General features: G+C 57.5%; 17 protein-coding genes, 1 tRNA gene and 1 pseudogene. 5 read left to right on the top strand and 14 right to left on the bottom strand.

The window, feature by feature from the left end; genetic code table 11:
- The first annotated feature begins 407 nt into the window (after window positions 1-407).
- Window positions 408-1,097, top strand: a complete 690-nt coding sequence (locus J7E41_RS01935; RefSeq protein WP_251029294.1) for a LysE family translocator — start codon at window positions 408-410, stop codon at window positions 1,095-1,097.
- Window positions 1,098-1,315: 218 nt separating this feature from the next.
- Here J7E41_RS01935 and J7E41_RS01930 read toward each other — a convergent pair whose 3' ends face one another.
- Together J7E41_RS01930 and J7E41_RS01925 are read right to left on the bottom strand one after the other, a co-directional pair.
- Complete coding sequence (locus J7E41_RS01930; RefSeq protein ID WP_214989712.1) at window positions 1,316-2,101, bottom strand: SDR family NAD(P)-dependent oxidoreductase; 786 nt, start codon at window positions 2,099-2,101, stop codon at window positions 1,316-1,318.
- Between the two features lie 95 nt (window positions 2,102-2,196).
- Window positions 2,197-2,991: a YkgJ family cysteine cluster protein gene (locus J7E41_RS01925; protein ID WP_251029293.1), complete on the bottom strand. Its 795-nt coding sequence runs from the start codon at window positions 2,989-2,991 to the stop codon at window positions 2,197-2,199.
- Window positions 2,992-3,182: 191 nt separating this feature from the next.
- On the opposite strand from J7E41_RS01925, the gene J7E41_RS01920 reads away from it, so the two are divergent.
- The gene (locus J7E41_RS01920) at window positions 3,183-3,620 is read left to right on the top strand and encodes a winged helix-turn-helix transcriptional regulator (RefSeq protein WP_214989711.1); all 438 of its coding nucleotides are present in this window, start codon (window positions 3,183-3,185) and stop codon (window positions 3,618-3,620) included.
- A 101-nt stretch (window positions 3,621-3,721) separates the two neighbouring features.
- On the opposite strand, the gene J7E41_RS01915 is transcribed toward J7E41_RS01920, so the two are convergent.
- From J7E41_RS01915 to J7E41_RS01895, 5 genes and pseudogenes are all read right to left on the bottom strand, one after another.
- Window positions 3,722-3,997, bottom strand: coding sequence for a hypothetical protein (locus J7E41_RS01915; RefSeq protein ID WP_214989710.1), 276 nt, complete (start codon window positions 3,995-3,997; stop codon window positions 3,722-3,724).
- A pseudogene (locus J7E41_RS01910) lies at window positions 3,994-4,973 on the bottom strand (integrase domain-containing protein). Before J7E41_RS01910 ends, J7E41_RS01915 begins: the two are co-directional and overlap by 4 nt.
- Window positions 4,974-5,880: 907 nt before the next feature.
- Complete coding sequence (locus J7E41_RS01905) at window positions 5,881-7,209, bottom strand: tyrosine-type recombinase/integrase (protein ID WP_214989709.1); 1,329 nt, start codon at window positions 7,207-7,209, stop codon at window positions 5,881-5,883.
- Between the two features lie 164 nt (window positions 7,210-7,373).
- A tRNA-Thr gene (locus J7E41_RS01900) sits at window positions 7,374-7,449 on the bottom strand.
- A 93-nt stretch (window positions 7,450-7,542) separates the two neighbouring features.
- Complete coding sequence (locus J7E41_RS01895; protein ID WP_214989708.1) at window positions 7,543-8,274, bottom strand: PA1136 family autoinducer-binding transcriptional regulator; 732 nt, start codon at window positions 8,272-8,274, stop codon at window positions 7,543-7,545.
- A 153-nt stretch (window positions 8,275-8,427) separates the two neighbouring features.
- On the opposite strand from J7E41_RS01895, the gene hchA reads away from it, so the two are divergent.
- Window positions 8,428-9,294, top strand: coding sequence for a glyoxalase III HchA (gene hchA / locus J7E41_RS01890; protein ID WP_214989707.1), 867 nt, complete (start codon window positions 8,428-8,430; stop codon window positions 9,292-9,294).
- A gap of 475 nt (window positions 9,295-9,769) precedes the next feature.
- Here the strand turns inward: hchA and J7E41_RS01885 are convergent, their stop codons facing one another.
- The 5 genes from J7E41_RS01885 to J7E41_RS01865 all read right to left on the bottom strand — a co-directional run bounded on the left by J7E41_RS01885 (window position 9,770) and on the right by J7E41_RS01865 (window position 14,008).
- Window positions 9,770-10,993 (bottom strand): methyltransferase, encoded by a 1,224-nt coding sequence (locus J7E41_RS01885; protein ID WP_214989706.1) that lies wholly within the window; start codon window positions 10,991-10,993, stop codon window positions 9,770-9,772.
- The gene (locus tag J7E41_RS01880; protein ID WP_169357962.1) at window positions 10,974-11,663 is read right to left on the bottom strand and encodes an ABC transporter permease; all 690 of its coding nucleotides are present in this window, start codon (window positions 11,661-11,663) and stop codon (window positions 10,974-10,976) included. The genes J7E41_RS01885 and J7E41_RS01880 overlap by 20 nt, the downstream gene beginning before the upstream one ends.
- A 38-nt stretch (window positions 11,664-11,701) precedes the next feature.
- Window positions 11,702-12,397: an ABC transporter permease gene (locus J7E41_RS01875; protein WP_155582971.1), complete on the bottom strand. Its 696-nt coding sequence runs from the start codon at window positions 12,395-12,397 to the stop codon at window positions 11,702-11,704.
- A gap of 71 nt (window positions 12,398-12,468) precedes the next feature.
- Entirely contained in the window at window positions 12,469-13,221 is a 753-nt protein-coding gene (locus J7E41_RS01870; RefSeq protein WP_214989705.1) for an ABC transporter substrate-binding protein, read from the bottom strand.
- A gap of 13 nt (window positions 13,222-13,234) precedes the next feature.
- Entirely contained in the window at window positions 13,235-14,008 is a 774-nt protein-coding gene (locus tag J7E41_RS01865; RefSeq protein WP_017738342.1) for an ABC transporter ATP-binding protein, read from the bottom strand.
- 555 nt (window positions 14,009-14,563) lie between these two features.
- On the opposite strand from J7E41_RS01865, the gene gabP reads away from it, so the two are divergent.
- The gene (gene gabP, locus J7E41_RS01860) at window positions 14,564-15,955 is read left to right on the top strand and encodes a GABA permease (RefSeq protein WP_214989704.1); all 1,392 of its coding nucleotides are present in this window, start codon (window positions 14,564-14,566) and stop codon (window positions 15,953-15,955) included.
- Between the two features lie 49 nt (window positions 15,956-16,004).
- Here the strand turns inward: gabP and J7E41_RS01855 are convergent, their stop codons facing one another.
- Both J7E41_RS01855 and J7E41_RS01850 read right to left on the bottom strand, forming a co-directional pair.
- The gene (locus J7E41_RS01855) at window positions 16,005-16,418 is read right to left on the bottom strand and encodes a hypothetical protein (protein ID WP_214989703.1); all 414 of its coding nucleotides are present in this window, start codon (window positions 16,416-16,418) and stop codon (window positions 16,005-16,007) included.
- 70 nt (window positions 16,419-16,488) lie between these two features.
- Window positions 16,489-17,409 (bottom strand): alpha/beta hydrolase family protein, encoded by a 921-nt coding sequence (locus tag J7E41_RS01850; protein WP_214989702.1) that lies wholly within the window; start codon window positions 17,407-17,409, stop codon window positions 16,489-16,491.
- A gap of 172 nt (window positions 17,410-17,581) precedes the next feature.
- Between J7E41_RS01850 and J7E41_RS01845 the strand changes: the two genes are divergently transcribed.
- A complete protein-coding gene (locus tag J7E41_RS01845; protein ID WP_214989701.1) occupies window positions 17,582-18,547 on the top strand; it encodes an arsenic resistance protein in 966 nt (321 codons plus the stop codon).

Genomic DNA, 18,547 nt, shown 5'->3' with positions numbered 1-18,547 from the left:
GCGGTATGTTTCGGCGAGACTAGGTTTTCCGGGGGGCTGGAGTTCGCTGGAAAATTCGGCGTACCTCAACTAGTAACTATAAACAAATCAGCTAGTTATGGCGTTCGGTGGAATCGAACTCGGGATTTTTTAGATGTCGGTACGTTCTCGGTCTGCAAGTAATTCAGAGTCGCATACGGAATGGTAAACCTCCCGAATTCGAACGTTGTTGATCATCCCCTCCGTCGAGAATAGGTTGGAATCCGCCAAAAGCTGCCGTGGCGACAGACAGCAGACGGCCAAAAGCTGCCTTTCGCTTTAGACAGATACTCGAACCCCACTGGGTGTTCTGAACGAAAGCTGAAACTGGCCTACGCATCTGTTCGATTGCATCCCACGCTGAGATTGAAACTTAGCGGAACGGATATTTGACTGAAGGTTTGCTTGCGGGCTTCGTATCGGAGTGCGAGGATCGAGACCATGTACAACACAATGAGAGCTTTATCGTGTTAGTTGATTCGTCGATCTGGTTTTTCGTGGTTCCGTTTGCCATCGCGGCTGCGATTCCTGGCCCTGCTCAAGGTGCACTACTGGGCCAAGTTGTCTCGCGCGGCGCAAAGTCCACAGTGCCGTTTATTGGTGGGATGGTACTTGGCAATGCCGTCTGGCTTCTAGTCGCTACGCTTGGCCTCGCCGCGCTGGCTCTTCAGTTTGAACAACTGTTCGTTGCGGTGAAGTGGCTAGGCGTTGCCTTCATTCTTTTCATTGCTTGGAACCTTTGGTCAAAGAACACAGAGCAGTCCCCAGCGACTCCACAACGCTCGGTTTCACGAGGCTTGCTCAGCGGAGCACTGCTAACGCTGAGCAATCCGAAAGCAGTTGTATTTTTCGGAGCAGTCTTGCCTCATGCGTTTGATCTCACTGCTCTTTCTGCGCCGGAAGTGATATTCATCACGGCGCTGGGCATTGGCATCGATCTGACTATCCAGCTGGCCTATCTCGTGGCGGCTTCGCGCATCAAGCGCGCTATTCAATCACCCATGGCCATGAAGCGCTTGAATCGCGCCTCCGCCGGCGTGATGACCGGCTGCGCAGGGTGGATGGCTATTTCGCGTTAAAAATGCGACCGAGTTTGCTCGTCATACGTGATTGATTTGCTCGCCTGCGACCTTTCGCGGGCACGCATGACCGGTTGCAGCCGGTTGTGGCAGGCAGAAAGCGGCCAAAAGCAGCCTGTCGCGAGCTAGATGCTTACATCATTTGTTGCTGCACGCACTCTGCTTATCTGTTCCTCATCCTTGAGGAGGCCCGATATTTATCACCATTAATTGCCGTCTCAGCCATTCATTACCCGAGAGAACACCGCCTGATGCAACCAGCGCGGAGTGGCCCACATGAAGATCACATTCAGCTTGTTCAGCATCCCTGGCACAACGCTGATGCGTCCGGCTTGAAGTGCTCTTATACCTGCTCGCACCACAGGAGCTGGCTGCATCATCATCATTTTTAAGCCGAGTGTAATTTTCTGGTTGGCTGCGCTGGCGAATCCCGTATCTGTCATGCCCGGACATAGAGCCGTGATCGTTACGCCATCCACTTTGAATTCTCTATGCAACGCTTCACTGAAGCGCAGAACGTAAGCCTTCGCCGCTGAGTAAACGGCAAAATCCACAACGCCTTGGTAAGCGAGCAGGCTTGCAACCTGAAGGATTTTTCCATGCTTTCGCCGCCTCATGTCTTGTCCAAAAAGGTGGGTCATGGCAGTCAGGCTTGTGATATCGAGCTGGATCATCGCGAGGGTATCCTCCAGCGGGCTCTCCAGAAAAGGCCCTTGCAGCCCGTGGCCGGCATTGTTGATCAGGATCTCGATGTGGATGTTACGACGCACAAGGTCAGAGTGAAGTTTCACCACGGCTTCACTCTCGGATAGATCGACCTGTTCAACCACAACGTCTATGCCATGCGCGGCGCGCAGAGACCCTGCGAGCAATTGAAGACGGTCTAGTCGGCGAGCTACCAAAACCAATGGGTGGCCCAGTTCGGCATACTGTTTTGCAAACTCTTCGCCGAAGCCACTTGATGCTCCGGTAATCAAAACCCATTGATCTTTGGTTGCACTCATTGGAATACCTTCTGTATATATAGTAGGCAATATCGACCATTCGATTGTTGCCGTGTTTGAGATAAATGCGTCAACGCCGAATGGTTTCGAAACAACTATAAGGTTTGATAGATATAGTTGTTCGCATTATCAGGCGCCAGCAGAACACCCGATTCGGCGAGTTGGTGTCGCCGCTCTTGGTTGTCAGTGCGAATGCTCCATTGTTCACTTAGCGTAAAGCCTTTGGTATTGCTTGCCCGGATGGCTGCGAGCAGCGCATCGGATTCTGGAAAATACACTGCCAGCCCTTCACTTTTCCAGCTTGCAACCGTCATCCCTAGCGCCTCACAAATTGCGACCTTGGCAAAGGCGTCCTTGATATCCGCCTGTCTAGATTGACTGATTAAACGCTGTAAGGGGGGATTCGCTATGCCATCGGAGCATAGAATTTCGCCACTTTCCCATGACTCAGGCGGGCACACCTTATTTCCTTCGCGCAGTTCGATGAATGGGTTGATTTCCATTGGATATATGCGACACACAAGTGGTCGCTCTTCATAAATTCCGCACAAATTATCTTCTTGCAGATGAGGGCATTGGTTTAAAGCGTTTGCTGTAAAGATGGCAATGACGTTAACACGCTGGCTGCCAGTATTGACTGTGGCCGCTCGGCTACTGTTGTGAATAAATTCTGGCGATTTATCAGGTAGTACAGAAAGGCTGAAGGCTTCAAGTATGATCGCGACGTCATCACCACGAACGAGCCATTGCTCAGCTTCCTTTATTGTTAACGGAATTAATCTTTCTTTGCAGCAAATGCCACAAGTGACACAGGTATATCGGACTGCGCTTTTGTTCATATTGCTCACCAGGATGCGCACGTCGAGCGGCGGCGCGGCTTTCAGATCCAAGATCCAATGCGAGCCGAAGTTTCGGATTTCAGTCGCACATGTGGCATATCAATCGCGGCTTGAGCCGCTCGTCCTGCTCCAGCCGTCGGATGATCCCGCCTAAGAAATTCCACCTGCCTCTTAGCTGCTGCTGGACTAGATATGGCACATAGGTTACTATCAATAAGATACTTAGTCGATGTCGAAATGATATGAACAGCGAATTATTTTTGGACATCCCATGCCTGATCGAGCGAAGTCTCCAATCGGTCGGTGATCAATGGAGCATTTTGATACTCAGGGATGCACACAGTGGTATTCGTCGCTTTGACGAATTCAGAAAAAGCTTAGGTATCGCTCCGACGATTCTCACCAAGCGCTTGGCAATGCTTACGGAGACCGGACTGCTGGAGAAAAAGCGTTACTCCGAGCGGCCACCACGCGATGAGTATTTGCTGACGGAAGCAGGTATCGACTTCCTGCCCGTTCTGTTCATGATTGGGGCATGGGGTCGAAAGCACAGGGCTGGAGGCAACGTAGTACGCTTTTACGACGCGCTGGCAGGTACCGAAATCGACGCTATAGCAATAGACAAGGCGACAGGCAGCCCGATCGGCTCTCGCGAGATACGAGTAGTCTTGCCTGATTGATGGCTAGCGTCTGATTTTGAATTCTGAATTGCCCGTCAGCCGAAGACAGCTTTCAGCATCTATGATGCAACGTCTTCTTTTGGCCGTTTTCTGACCTTCGTTTAGAGGTTGAACTGCCAGGATTTTCCTAAGCGATGAGTGAGTAATTGCATGGTCAGCAAATAGTAATAGCGCGTCGATTGAGTGTGCTGGTTTAGGTGGTGATTCAAAAACCACGCAAGGTGTTTTCTCTGCCAAGTCCATGGATTGTCGCGTTGCCAGCGCTCAGTGATCGCTGTTTGGATGGCCTTCGCCTGACGCAGGTGGCGTTGGCGCGTGGTATGCGACCCGGTCAGGACGCCCGTCAGGAACAGATCCATATCGAATACCGTGCTCATGCGCGACCACCAATGTAAGCGGCCACCACGACGATACGGTTGTGCCCCAGCTCATAGCTGATTTGTACTCGGGCTTCCTGATCGAGACGTCGGTCGAGTTGATAGCAATGGCCGCCGTTGATGGGGGCTGGATGGTGGGTGATTTGCTCATAGCGTTCGCACGCATAGGCTGCCCGCAATTCGTGGAAGCCTTTGAGGTTGTACTGATGGAGGATGTCCCGTGCAGGACGGACGATTCCCCGTTGGAAATCGAGGTAGGTTTCGTTCGGTGCAAGTAGGTTGCGGCTACCGTCGGGTGAGACCTGTTCGGCGAATCTCAGCGCCTCGCGAATATGATCATCCGCCCTGATCCAGCGAGGTGCCGAGGCACCTGAGCGGCCCCCCTTGGTGCCATCCTGGATGTTGATCTTGCCGTATTGTTCGGCCTCACGTTTTAAGCCCGGAAGGTCGGCCAAAATGGCCTCACGTAAGCGCATGCCGGTGGCTCGCGCTAATTGAGCGATGGCCGCGGCACGCGGCTGCTGTGTGCGCAAAGCACCTCTACGACCCTCTTCACATGTTCGCGTTCTTGGCCCTGCGGCACCGAACGACGAACACTGGTGCGCCGCATTCCTAGCGTCTTGCTCGGACTCGGCACTTTCACATACTGATCACCGCGAAGCGCTGCCAAGGTTCGATTGACGCTGGACAATCGGTTTTGCGCAGTGGCGATGGCGAGATCTCTGCGCTCAACCAGGTGACGCAGATGCTCCGCGTAATCCAGCAAGGTCTGCCGATCAATCTGCCGTGCGTCATTAATTCCCGGGCCATCCTCCGACCGACACCAGCGTACAAACGCCAGCCAACGATCTCTGTGTGTTTTGACCGTCCCGTAATGCTCGCCGCCAAACAGATCACGTAGTGCCTGTGGCCCGGCATAACTCAGTTGCCGGCCATAGCCAAAATTGCGCCCATCACGTTTACCTACCAGTGCCATGATCGAACTCCTCTCGAAGCCAATACTTTTAAAACTTTCCCCACGTCATCCCGCCAAGAATGTTGAGTGTTATCAGGGATCAAGGCCCCTGCGACCTGTGAGGGTTGTCCACTAACGCGGGACCTGCGGCTCCTTACGACCGGGGGCTTGGGCATCTCATGATCTGGCCTCCTGAGCACCTCCAAAGAAGTGGGCGGGTGGAGGCTGCACTGGCTGACGAGACCAGCGCCGCGAGATCCTGAGTCGGGTGAAGGCAGTGAAGCGATGACTGGGGCATGCCTGACTGTCAGTCAGGTGCAGTCCATTCCGTGGGCTGCGGCACCATCATCTGCATCGCTGTTGCTGGTGACTTCGGTGTTTGTCACGCCAATTGTCACGAGGGGGAATGCCGCAAAGCCTTGTACGAGGTGGGCTGCAGCAGCCGTAGGAGCGCCCGTCTCTTTCCGGAAGAAAGAGACGGGCGCAGGTTGGCGCAGTGAAATGGCCAAGCGGATAGGTTGCTGCAGGGCAGCTATGAAAAAGGATGAGTTGCCGCAGCGGGCATACTGGTAAAAGTAGGCATCCATCACATCGCTGTGACCGTGCGAGCCACCGGACGCTAATCGCACTTTGGGAGAACCACCACAGTGTGGCGTAGCCTTAAAGGTTCTGGCTACCTGGGTTGCTGTCAAAGACAGCGCTTTGCCCGATCTTTTCTACGCCTGTGGATAGTTTCGGTCAAGGCTCGAGTTTTCTGGGATTCTGCGGCTGTGGATGAAATTATCCACCGGTGGAAATCTATGGTTTTCCACAGACAATTTGCGTGGGCTTTAGATTTTTTTAAATGAGGTCCATCCAAGCAGGGCGGCTTTGCAGCCCCGCTTGGATGGACCCGCGTGGAAGGGTGGACAACAGTGATCTCACACGCTTATCCACGTTTGGATGCGCCACGGCTATTTTGTAGGGCCGTGATGTTGTCGCCGACGGGGTGAGCGAATTCGTGGGGCGTCACATGCCCATGGCGGTTGGCGTCGATGTAGTTGCTCCACCACGCCATGATCAGCCGGCGCTGCTCCAGAAATTCAGCTTTGTGGATATACGCGGCGCGCACGCGGTTGCGTTCCTTGTGGCTCATTTGTCTTTCGATGGCTGCGTCGGTCCATAACCCAGACTCCAGCAGGGCGCTACAGGCCATGGTCCTGAAGCCGTGCCCGCAGACTTCCTTGGTCGTGTCATAGCCCATGTTGCGCAGAACCTGATTCACCGTGTTTTCGGAGATCGGCTTCCAATACTTGTGGTCGCCGGGCAGTACCAGTTCGGAGAAGCGGTTCATGCTCCGCAGCCGTTCCAGAATTTCAATGACCTGTGGCGACAGCGGGACGATCTGGATATCTCCGTTCATCTTGGTGCCGCGAGTGGAGTTGGGTACCCCATCGATCGCTTTGCGCGTATCAGGTATCTCCCACATGGCTCGCTGCAGGTCGAACTCGCTCCACCGAGCAAAACGTAACTCACTGGAGCGGACGAACACATGCAGGGTGAGTAGCACCGCGAGCCGGGTCAGTTCTCGGCCTTTGTAGTTGTCGATGCGCTCAAGCAGTTCAGGTAAGCGGTTGAGTGAGAGGGCAGGGCGATGCACCGTGCGCGGTGCGTAGATCGAACCGGCCAGGTCGAGGGCTGGGTTCTGGGTGATTTGCCGGGCCCTTTTGGCCCCACGCATGATGGTGGACAGGTAGTTCTGCACCCTGAGCGCCACATCCATCGTGCCCCGTTCCTTGATTCGTTGGGTGATCTCTAGGAGGTCATGGGTATCCAGTTCAGCGATGGGCCTTTGACCAATCAACGGGAAGACGTGGGTGCGCAGTCGGCTCATCACTGTTTTGGCGTGGCCCTCGGTCCAGCGGCGCGACATTTCCCCATGCCACTCTAACGCCACGGTTTCAAAAAGCAGTGCCGCTCGTTGGGCGGCGACTTTGGCCTTCTTCTTCTCTTCCATGGGGTCGAGGTTATCTAGCAGCAGCGCTTTGGCTTCGTCGCGTTTACGTCGGGCGACGGCCAGCGGGACGATAGGGTAGTTGCCGATGATCAGCGTGCCTTCCTTGCCGCTGGGCTTGAAGTATCGCAAGCGCCAGGTCTTGACGCCGTTGGGTTTCACGAATAGGTACATGCCGCCGCCGTCGAAAAGCTTGTAGGCGCGTTCGCGGGGTTTGGCCGTGCGGCATTGCAGGTCGCTGAGGGGGATCGCTAGACGTGGCATAGGGGTACGCGCTCCTGATCGGAAAATCGCAGTACCCCTAACATACCCTCAGGGAAGGGGGATTTTGTTGGATCCCGACAGAGGGTCCTGGAACGAAAAAACCCGCCAAAGGGCGGGTTTTCGGGGCTTCCAGAGCATTCGGTGGAATGCAATGGAGCCTAATGTGGTGCCGGCACCAGGAGTCGAACCCGGGACCTACTGATTACAAGTCAGTTGCTCTACCAACTGAGCTATACCGGCGTGTTAGGGCGACGATTATAGCGATTGGCAAGCTTCTGTAAACCCCTGAATTCAGACTATTTTTCGTAGCCCCGGCTTTTCCCTCACCAACCCTCAGATTTCGATATCCCCCAGCCTCATCGCCCGCGCCACCGCGTGCGCCGTAGACGCCGCGCCCAAGCGCTTTCTGGCGGAGCGCAGGTGGTTTTCCACGGTGCGTTCGGAAATCATCAAAATCGCCGCGACCTCCGACTGTTGTTTGCCCAAGGCCACCCACTGCAACACCTCCCGCTCGCGTTCGGTCAGCGCGGGCGTTACGGGGTGGGCGCCGGGATAGCGATGGTGTCTCAACGCAAAGAAGGCCGCCGAGCAGAAGGCCTGTGCGGCCAGTTTGAGGCTGGGGCTTAAGTCGAGGGTGTCGGTGCCGAAGGAAACCGCGCCTTCCAGTCCGGTACGGCCGAATACCGGCACTTGGATGCCATTGATCTCGCCCAGGTCGCGAATGCCTCGCACGATCCGATAGTTCATGCGCCCGGCATTGCTCGATGGGTTTTTCGACCAGAAAAACGGTTCTTCCATTTCGAGAATATGTCGGGTGATGGGGCAGTGCAGCAGGTAGGCGTCTCGCTCTTCGGCGCTGCGGCCTTCGGCCCAGTCTCCGTGGACGAAGAACAGTTCATCAATGATGTCGTCATCGGTCGGCCGGGATGAAACGCTGCAGACGATGACGCGGTCGAAACCCAGCCTGGCCGAGAAGTCGACTATGGCCTGGCACACGCCTTGGGCATCCGGCGCCTTACGCACGCGGGCAACGCTGTCGAACAGGATGTTGGCAAAGTCTGTCATCGCTACTCCACTACAGTTGTGCGGATGATCCATGAATGCCCGCCGCTGGCCCATGAGGGATATCCCTCATACCCAGTCCTGATCTTGCGCTTTAGTGTTTCAACGGTGACGGCAAATCGTCGTCAGCTCAATCTCTGATGTAAGGAAGCCTTGATGACTCAGTCCCTTGATGCAGATAGAAAGCCGACCCCGGACCCTGCCGAGCAGAATGCATTTTTCCCGTCTGCGTATTCCCTTAGCCAATACACCTCATCAAAAACCGATTTTGCCGGGGCGGATTATCCGAAGCCTTACACCGGTAAGGGCAAGGTGTTGGTGATTGCTACCGATGAACGCTACCTCCTGATGCAGAACGGCACGATGTTTTCGACGGGCAATCACCCTGTGGAGATGCTTCTGCCGATGTATCACCTGGATAAAGCCGGCTTTGGCATGGAGGTGGTGACCCTGTCCGGCAACCCGGTGAAGCTGGAGATGTGGGCCATGCCCGGTGAGGATGAGGCGGTCCGGTCGATTTATCACAAGTACCTGCCTGCCCTGAAGCAACCGAAAAAGCTCGCGGATGTGTTGCCCACTCTTGAGCAGGACTATGTCGCTGTGTTTATTCCAGGCGGGCATGGGGCGCTGTCGGGGATTCCTCACAGCAAGGAGGTCAAGCAGGTGTTGCAGTGGGCGATGGGCAACGACAAATTCGTCATTACCCTCTGTCATGGTCCTGCTGCATTGCTGGCGGCCGCTGTTGATGAGCAGGCCGGGGATTTTCTGTTCAAGGGCTACAAGATTTGTGTGTTCCCGGACTCGCTGGACACCGGCGCCAATATCGACATCGGCTACATGCCAGGCCCGCTGCCTTGGCTGGTGGGTGAAAACCTGCAAAAGCTCGGGGTCGAGATTCTGAATACGGGCATCACCGGGCAATGTCATCAGGATCGTCGGTTGATCACTGGAGACAGCCCGCTGGCCTCCAACAACCTTGGAAAGCTGGCCGCCGAGGCGCTTCTGAAAGAGCTTAACCATTAAACAGACTGTTTCCCGCTCGCCCGAAGAGCGGCCCGCTGGATAACAAAGTTACCCGCATGGCCTTAAGGAAACGGTAGGAGCGAGCTTGCTCGCGAAGGGCTCAGGACCACCACGTTTATCCAGAATGAACGCGTCGTCCGGACGTTTTTCGCGAGCAAGCTCGCTCCTACATCGCTTAACTGAGCAGTGCTGATGATATCCATGAGTTTTTCTACCGCTGATTGGAGCCATCACCGGCCTGCTTATGCCCCTAGCTACGGATGCTTATGCACAATCCGTTGGTTCGACATGTCATGAAACGGCTATTTTGTGGAGCCGTTCTCATCACGCTGCAACTGCCTGTTTTTCGTGCGTTTTATTTTGTGTGCAAAAAATGACCAGCTTGCCTTTTAGCCTCTAGCGCCTGCTGCTAGGGCCTTCGCCGAAAATTCATCAACAGAGTTATCCACAGGGCACGGGTGCGGTATTTTGCCCTCTAATCGCGCTCGGCAAGCACCATCAAGTTGCGTGGGGTCAGGGGTGTTTCGCAGAAGGCGCCTAGCCGTACGTTGTAGCCTTTTTCCACTAGAAAAAGTGCCCGATCCAGCACCAGCCATAGCTCCAACGGGCGCCGAAACAGGCCACGCAGCAATTCCAGGTTTCGCACTTCGGCCAAGCGTTTCCAGCCTTGGGCTTCCAGCACCTGCCAATTCTGTTCACCTGTGGATAAACCTTTGAGCGCTGCCAGTTCGTGGCAGTAATCGGCGAAGGGTTTATCCAGCCAATGGCTGGGCAGGGAGGGTGTGGGCAAGTACTCGTCGCACCCACGCAGTTGCCGTTGCAGCCCATCAAACCCCAGGCGCCTGGCCATGGAGATATCCCGCTGATGGCGCACACGGGCGCCGGCGGTGACGGTTTCACTCAAGGGCAGGCCGAGGTCTTCTACCGATAGGCGCAGGGCAGACGCACGGGCCGTAACCGACAGCGCTTGGTAGTGGTCAGCGCGGGTGCGGTTATAACAGCAAGGCGCCACCGCCAATTGTTTGCAGCCGGCGGCGCTGGCCAGTTGCATCAGGCGCACGTGCAGGTCGCCGCAGGCATGCAGGGCGACGGGCGTGTGTTCGTGACCGAGTTGCAAGGCCGCATCGGCCGCCATTACATCCTGCTGACGGTGCGTGACCGGCAGTCGATGGTGATCGCTCAGGACTTGGCCCGAAGCGATGAGGGCAGGATCGTATTCGAGGCAGGTCAGGTGTTGCCCCGGTTGCAGCAGGCGGCGGCCGAGATGGCCCTTGCCGGAGCACCAGTCCAGCCAGTGGCGTGGTGTTTTGGAAAATTGCAGGGCGCTGCCGAAGGCTTCGATTTGTTGCCACTTGCGGCCGGGTACATCGACGTTCAAGCGATGCTGGGCGGCATCAAGGGGACGGGCCGGTAACTTATCCACAGCACTGAGATGAATAGCCTGCTCGGCCAGATGAGGAAAAGGCGCTGGGGCGGGTAGGTCATGGGGTTGGTTATGGCTGCTTTCGGCCTGCGCCAGTGAACGCTGACGCAGCCATTGGGCCATTTCGGGATGTTGCGCTTCCCACGGCAATTGCAGGTGGGTAAAGGGCCGTGGTCGCCACAGCCCTTGGTGTTCGATCAGGAAGGCGTCCAACGCCTGGAAGCGGGCGAGCAGGTGCTCACCCGTCAACACGGTTTCAGCGTCCCTGGCAGGCATCGACCCGCAACCAGCGTTCCAGCAGTTTGAAGCCGCGTACCAGCACATAGGCCATAAGCAGGTAGAACAGCCCGGCGGCGAAGAAGATCTCCACCGGCAGGTAGGTCCGGGCAATGATGGTACGGGCCATGCCGGTCAGTTCCAGCAAGGTCACGGTGCTGGCCAGGGCGCTGGCCTTGAGCATCAGGATCACTTCGTTGCTGTAGGCCGGCAGGCCGATGCGCGCCGCACGCGGCAGGATGATGTAGAACAACGCCTTGGGTTTGGACATGCCCAAAGCCCGCGCGGCTTCGATTTCACCCGGCGGAATGGCCTGGATCGCGCCCCGCAGGATCTCGGCGATATAGGCGGCGGTGTGCAGGGTCATGGTGGCGGTGGCGCACCAGAACGGGTCCCGCAGGTATGGCCACATCGCGCTTTCGCGCACTGCATCGAACTGCGCCAGGCCGTAATAGACCAGGAACAGTTGCACCAACAGTGGCGTGCCACGGAAGAAGAAAATGTAGCAGTAGGGCAGGGTGCGCACGTACCACAGGCGTGACGAGCGCGCGATGCCCAGCGGAATTGCCAGCAGCAAGCCGGCGATGACCGCGATGGCCACCAGTTCCATGGTCAGGGTCGCGCCCTGGGCCAGTTTCGGCAGCCATTTGATGATCACCGCCCAGTTCAGGCCGAGGTCGAAATGCGACAGCCAGCTGTAGTCGCCACTCATTGCGTGCTCCTCGCAAAGCCGCGTGCGGCACGTTTTTCCAGGAAGTACATGCCGGTCATGGCCAGGACGGTGAGGCCCAGGTACATGAAGGCCGCGACCATGAAGAAGGTGAACGGCTGCTTGGTAACGGTTACGCCGATCTGCGCGTGGCGCATGATTTCTTCCAGGCCGATCACCGAAACCAGCGCGGTGTCCTTCATCAAAATCATGAACAGGTTGCCCAGGCCCGGCAGGGCGATGCGCCACATCTGCGGCATGATCAACCGGGTGAAGATGCGAAATTTCGACAGACCCAGTGCGACACCGGCTTCACGGTGGCCCTTGGGAATGGCCAGGATCGCGCCGCGAAACACTTCCGTGGCATAGGCACCGAAGCACAGGCCCAGGGCGATCACGCCGGCGGCGAAGGCGCTGAGGGACAGGTCGGGGTTACCGAAAAACTCCCCGAGGGCACGCATCAGGTTGACGGTGCCGAAGTAAATCAACAGCACCCACAGCAGTTCCGGGATACCGCGAACCACTGTCGAGTAAGCGCCGCCAAGCCATTGCAACGGCTTGTACGGAGAAGTCTTGGCCAAGGCACCAGCCAGGCCCAGCACCAGCCCCAGGCACAAGGCCGTGAGCGCCAGTTTGACGGTCATCAGCGCGCCGGCTGCGAGCGCCGGGCCGAATCCGTAGAGATCGAAATTCATGATTAGTCGTTTCGCAAGGCAAAGCTCAGGACCGACGCGCTCAAGCGAGCGCGCCAGACAGGCAATTCAGATCATTCGATGCTGAAAGGGAAGTACTTGTCGTTGATCTTCTTGTAGGTGCCGTCGGCCTTGATTTCGGCCAGTGCCTTGTTCAGACGCTCGCGCAGCGGGTCGCCTTTACGCACGGCAATACCGATCTTGTCGCTTTCCACCACCGGGTCGCCTTTGAACTCGTAGGCCGAGCCGTCTTCGCTCTTGAGCCATTCGTACTGCACGTACTTGTCGGCGAGGATTCCGTCCAGGCGACCGGAAGTCAGGTCGAGGTAGGCGTTTTCCTGGGTGTCATAGAGCTTGGGGGGGGTGCCAGGCAGCTTGTCTTCCAGGTAGGTACCGGCCAGCGTTGCGCGTTGTGCGCCGATGATCTTGTCCTTCAGGTAAGCGGCGTCGGTCTTGAAATCTTTGGTGGCTTTAGGTGCGATGAACTGCAGCTTGTTGGAGTAGTACGGGTCGGTGAAGTCGACGGCCTGCTTGCGTTCATCGGTGATGGACAGCGAGGAGACCAGGAAGTCGAACTTCTTGGCGTTCAGGGCCGGAATGATGCCGTCCCAATCCGAGACATACACTTCGCACTTCTCGACTTTCATCTTGGCGCAGAGGGCGTCGCCGATGTCTTTGTCGAAGCCCACGACGTTACCGCTGGCATCTTTATTGTTGAACGGCGGGTAAGCCGCTTCGATCCCCATTTTCAAGGTCTCAGCCATGGCCGAGGCACTGAACGCCATCGATACGGCGGCAGCCAGGAGGAATTTCTTATAGTTCTGCATGCATGTTGCTCCGTTAGCGGTTGCTGGACATGAATTGTTTGCAGCGCGCCGAAAGCGGGTTCTCGAACACCTGCTGTGGCGATCCTTGCTCTTCGACCAGGCCCTGGTGGAGGAACACCACTTCACTGGACACCTGACGGGCAAAGCCCATTTCATGGGTGACCAGCAGCATGGTGCGGCCTTCTTCGGCCAGTGCGCGGATCACATTAAGTACTTCCTGAACCATTTCCGGGTCAAGGGCCGAGGTCGGCTCATCGAACAGGATGACCTTGGGTTGCATCGCCAGGGTGCGGGCAATCGCGGCGCGTTGTTGCTGGCCGCCGGACAGTTGCGCGGGGTAGGCGTGGCGCTTGTCGCTGATGCCGACCTTGGCCAGCAGGGCTTCGGCGACTTCGATGGCCTCGGCCTTGCTCTGGCCGAGCACCCGGCGCGGGGCCTCGATGATGTTGTCGAGGATGCTCATGTGCGGCCACAGGTTAAAGTTTTGAAACACAAAACCGATTTCGCTGCGCAGGCGGTTGATCTGTTTGCCGTCGGCGGCCATTAGCTCGCCGTTTTTTGCGGCTTTGAGCTTGAGTTCTTCGCCGGCCACCAGGATTTGCCCCTGGTGCGGGTTTTCCAGCAGGTTGATACAACGCAGGAACGTGGACTTGCCGGAACCGGAGGAACCCAGGATCGAGATCACATCGCCGTCGCGGGCGGTCAGCGAGATACCTTTAAGCACCTCCAGCTCACCGTAGCGTTTATGCAAGTTGCGGATTTCAAGCGCGGGCGTGGCCTCAGCCATGTGCGGTCCTCATTGTGTTCATTGCGCTCCTGCTGTTGGCTCGCCTTCCTGGCGAGGCGCCAAGCTAGCATAGCGTTTGGATGACAGCCAACAGCGGTACGGGAGGTAACTGGGTGGCGTATGGCAGGTTGTCGCATCGGCACAGCAGTGTGTCGCGCCATCAACAACCGAACAGCCGTTTGAACCAGAAACTCCGTGTGCTTCGCGTAAAAAAGGGCGCGATGTTGCCAGCTTTGGCCGGGTGTTGGAAGGGTTAACCGGGCAAACGGTCCTTATCAGCCCTTTTATGGGGCGTCACTTACTTTTTGTGTGTGTTTTTGGTGCGTTTTTTCTTTGTAAAAGTGAGTCAGTCGGTAACGCTATAGCGGAATGCCATTAATTCCAATGACTTGCGATTGCTGATAGATGCCGCTGCAGCCCCCGTCAATCGTGACTCTGTAACATTTTGGCGCAAAACTTGCGTAAAAAATAAAGAACGCCCTGTTGGATTCTTTTCACGAGAAAGGATGCCAGGCCGGGTGGACCGTATTCGCAATTCCTCGCAAAGGTGTGTCAATGAGTAGTACGCAAAGCTCCAATGACCTCGAACAGGGGCTCAAACCGCGTCACGTCACCATGCTGTCGATTGCTGGCGTCATCGGTGCCGGTTTGTTTGTCGGCTCCGGCCACGCGATTGCTGCGGCAGGCCCGGCGGTACTGTTGGCCTACGCGGCGGCTGGTACGTTGGTGGTGTTGGTGATGCGCATGCTGGCCGAGATGGCCGTAGCGTCGCCGGACACCGGTTCGTTCTCCACCTATGCCGACCGGGCGATCGGCCACTGGGCCGGTTTCACCATCGGCTGGTTGTACTGGTGGTTCTGGGTGCTGGTGATTCCCCTGGAAGCCAACGCTGCGGCGACCATCCTCCATGCCTGGTTCCCCGACGTGGCCATCTGGGCGTTTACCCTGTTCATCACGTTGCTGCTGACGGCGACCAACCTGTTCAGCGTGAAGAACTACGGTGAGTTCGAGTTCTGGTTTGCGCTGATCAAGGTGATCGCGATCATCGGGTTTGTGATCCTCGGGCTCCTGGCGATTTTCGGTTTCCTGCCGGGTAGCCAAGTCAGCGGTGTCTCGCACCTGTTCGACACCCAAGGCTTCCTGCCCAACGGTATGGGCGCGGTATTGGCGGCGATCCTGACCACGATGTTCTCGTTCATGGGTACCGAGATCGTCACCATTGCGGCTGCCGAATCGAAGAACCCGGGCCAGCAAATCACCAAGGCCACCAACTCGGTGATCTGGCGTATTGGCTTGTTCTACCTGGTGTCGATCTTCATCGTGGTCGCACTGGTACCGTGGAATGATCCGAGCCTGGCTGCCGTCGGTTCCTATCAGACCGTACTCGATCGCATGGGCATCCCGAATGCCAAGCTGATCGTCGACCTGGTGGTATTGGTGGCTGTAACCAGTTGCCTGAACTCGGCGCTATACACCGCCTCGCGCATGCTGTTTTCCCTGGGTCGCCGCGGTGATGCACCGGCTGTGGCCAAACGCACCAACAAAAGCGGCACGCCTTACTGGGCGGTGTGGATGTCTACGGGCGCAGCGTTCCTGGCGGTGTTTGCCAACTACGTAGCGCCGGCGGCGGTATTTGAATTCCTGCTGGCCAGCTCCGGGGCTATCGCGTTGCTGGTGTACCTGGTAATTGCCGTGTCGCAGCTGCGCATGCGTCAGAAACGTATGGCGGCGGGGGAGAAAATTGCCTTCAAGATGTGGCTGTTCCCTGGCCTGACCTATGCGGTGATCGTGTTTATCGTGGGTACGCTGACCATCATGCTGTTCCAGGAAGCGCACCGGGTGGAGATTATCGCTACCGGGATTTTGAGCGTGCTGGTGATTGTGGCGGGGTTGGTTGTTGCGAGCCGGCGCAAGGCCCTGAAGGTGGGAGCGGCGGTGCTCAATTGATGGAGCAAGCCCGCTCCCACACAAGCCCGGCTCCCACATTTGTTTTGTGTCAGTCTTCGGAGCTGGCCAGCGCCTGTGACGCCGCAACGTAGTCGGCTTGAAACTCTGGCGATTCAATCCACGCCAGCGCCGTCGCTTCATCATCGCTATCCGTGGCCCACTGCCGATACTCGATCAGCGCCGCCAGGATAAAGTCGGTCGCTTCTTCTTCGCCTTCCTGCTCCAGCACCAGTGCCAGCAGCGGATGCGCGAGGAACACCGCACACAGCGCCTGTTGGCTGGTTTCGCCAGCGGTGCGCATCTCTACAAACAGCTCGGTCAAATCCACCGATTCAAGATCGATACGGCTATCATCGCCCTCAAAGGCATCCTTCTTCGGCGCAACCGCCCGCTGGCTACGATTCTGCTTGGCCTTGGCCTTTGCCCGGTGGGCACGTTTTTGCTGCTTGTTCGGCGAGGCCATGGGCTCACGTCCTTGGGTCAGGATCTGGGTGGGCTATTGAAGCGCAGCTGTGGGGAAATCCCAAGGGTTTCTATGCGCGATCCGTCATCCGGCGGCCCGGTGTATCCGTGGCGAGCTCTCCTTGTTGCAACCATGCCAAGGCAATCGGCCACAACCTTTCCTGATATTGGCTGCGAAAAAACGCGAAATGCCCGACTTCTTTTTCGCCAATATCCTCGGGCGCGATGCGCAGGTGGGTTCTTTCGCTGGCCACGAAATAGTTCAGCAGGCGCTCGATGGCGGCCACTGTCCCGAATGGATCATCGGTAATGCTGATCGCCAATACCTGCGCCTTTACCCAAGCAAACGGCAACTCGCCCAAGGCTCGCCCGCTGGGTCGCGTCTCGTAAGTCGGCGTGGGTGTTTTCCAGTCCCGCACTACACCTGCCGGCGTATCCTCCAGCCAGCCCATGCGCTTGCCCGGAAAGTACCCACAAATTGCCGTTACCAACGGCATCATCACGTGCCACTTGCCGAACATCCGCCAGCGCCCGCTCGCCTCATAGTCGCGCCAGTAGGCAAACTGCGCGCCCACGGTGACCAGTCGTCGAATCAGCGCTCCCGACGCCCCGAGTCCAGCCGCGCAACCGCCAAAGCTGTGGCCGACCACGTCAATCGGTTGCCCGGGAAACTCGCGCTGCACCCGCTGCAGCATGGCTTCGAAATCCAGCACGCCCCAGTCCGACCAGGACGCCTTGAACCCGCGCAGCGAGCCGCTGCGGGATTCACCGATGCCGCGATAGTCGTAGGTGATCACGTCGAAGCCATTGGCAAACAGGTAGTCGGCAAAACGCGAGTAGTGACGGCAGCGCACCGACGTGGCGGCGTTGATGATCACCACCGGGCGCTCGATGTCGGTGCGGATATGCCGCCAGGTGAAGCCGCCAATCGGGTAGCCGTCGGCGGCGGGTTCGCTGAATGCCTCGGGTTGAGGCTGGGTGGGCAGGTTCATGGGCGGGCTCGGTCCTTGCGCTTTCGGTGGGGCTTCAGAGGCCCGTGCGCAGTTTTATAGGAGGTCGACGCTAACAAATTTTACCCGCTGAGGGTGCGGAGATTTTTCGTGGCTCGACCTGGGCCGCCTGGATGCATAGGCTTACGGTCTTTCGATCGACCAGAGTCAGCCCATGACCCGCGACACCCTTGAGCAAAATCAAATCCCGGTGTACTTCGTCACGGTGCTGCTGGCCGCCGCATTGGGCCTGCTGGCGCCTTCATTGGCCCAGGGCCTGGGCGCGTTGGTCACGCCGGCCATTGCAGTATTGATGTACGCGATGTTCCTGCAAATCCCGTTTCTGGACTTGCGCCGGGGCTTGAGCAACAAACGCTTTATGGCGGCGTTACTGCTGGCCAACTTCATCTTGATCCCGCTGTTGGTGTGGGCGCTGACCCGTGGGCTGGTGGAGCATCCGGCGGTTCTGATGGGCGCGTTGCTGGTGCTGCTCACGCCATGCATCGACTACGTGGTGGTGTTTACCCATATCGGCAAGGGCGATTCGCGGTTGATGCTGGCCGCCACGCCGATTCTGTTGTTGCTGCAATTGGTGTTGTTACCGGTGTACCTGGGTTTGATGCTGGGGGCGCAGTCGGGCGTGGTTGTTTCGGTCGGGCCGTTTATTGAGGCGTTCGTGTTCTTGATCGTTGCGCCGCTGATCCTGGCGGTGCTGACAACGTCCTTGTCCCGGCGCTCAACCGTCATCAGCGCCTGGAATGACGCCTGGGCCTGGCTGCCGGTCCCGGCTATGGCGCTGGTGTTGTTGGTGGTGATCGGCTCGCAGATCATCTCGGTGGTGCGCGATATCGACCTGCTGGCGCCGGTGATCCCGGTGTATATCGGCTTCCTGCTATTGGCGCCCTTGATGGGGATGTTGGCTTCCCGGCTGTTCGCCTTGCCGGTCATGACGGCCCGGGCGGTCACATTCAGCGCGTCGACCCGCAACTCTTTGGTGGTGCTGCCCCTGGCGCTGGCGCTGCCTGAAGGCATTCGTGGCCTGGCCGCCGCCGCAGTCATCACCCAGACGCTGGTGGAGTTGGTTGGGGAGTTGATTTACATCCGTCTGATCCCGGCGCTGGTGAGGTCCGCAGATCGGTAG

The sequence above is a fragment of the Pseudomonas fluorescens genome (assembly GCF_018614655.1).
GTDB classification, from domain to species: domain Bacteria; phylum Pseudomonadota; class Gammaproteobacteria; order Pseudomonadales; family Pseudomonadaceae; genus Aquipseudomonas; species Aquipseudomonas fluorescens_BX.
Note: the sequence above shows the minus strand (reverse complement) of the source record. Positions and strands in the feature narration are given on the sequence as shown.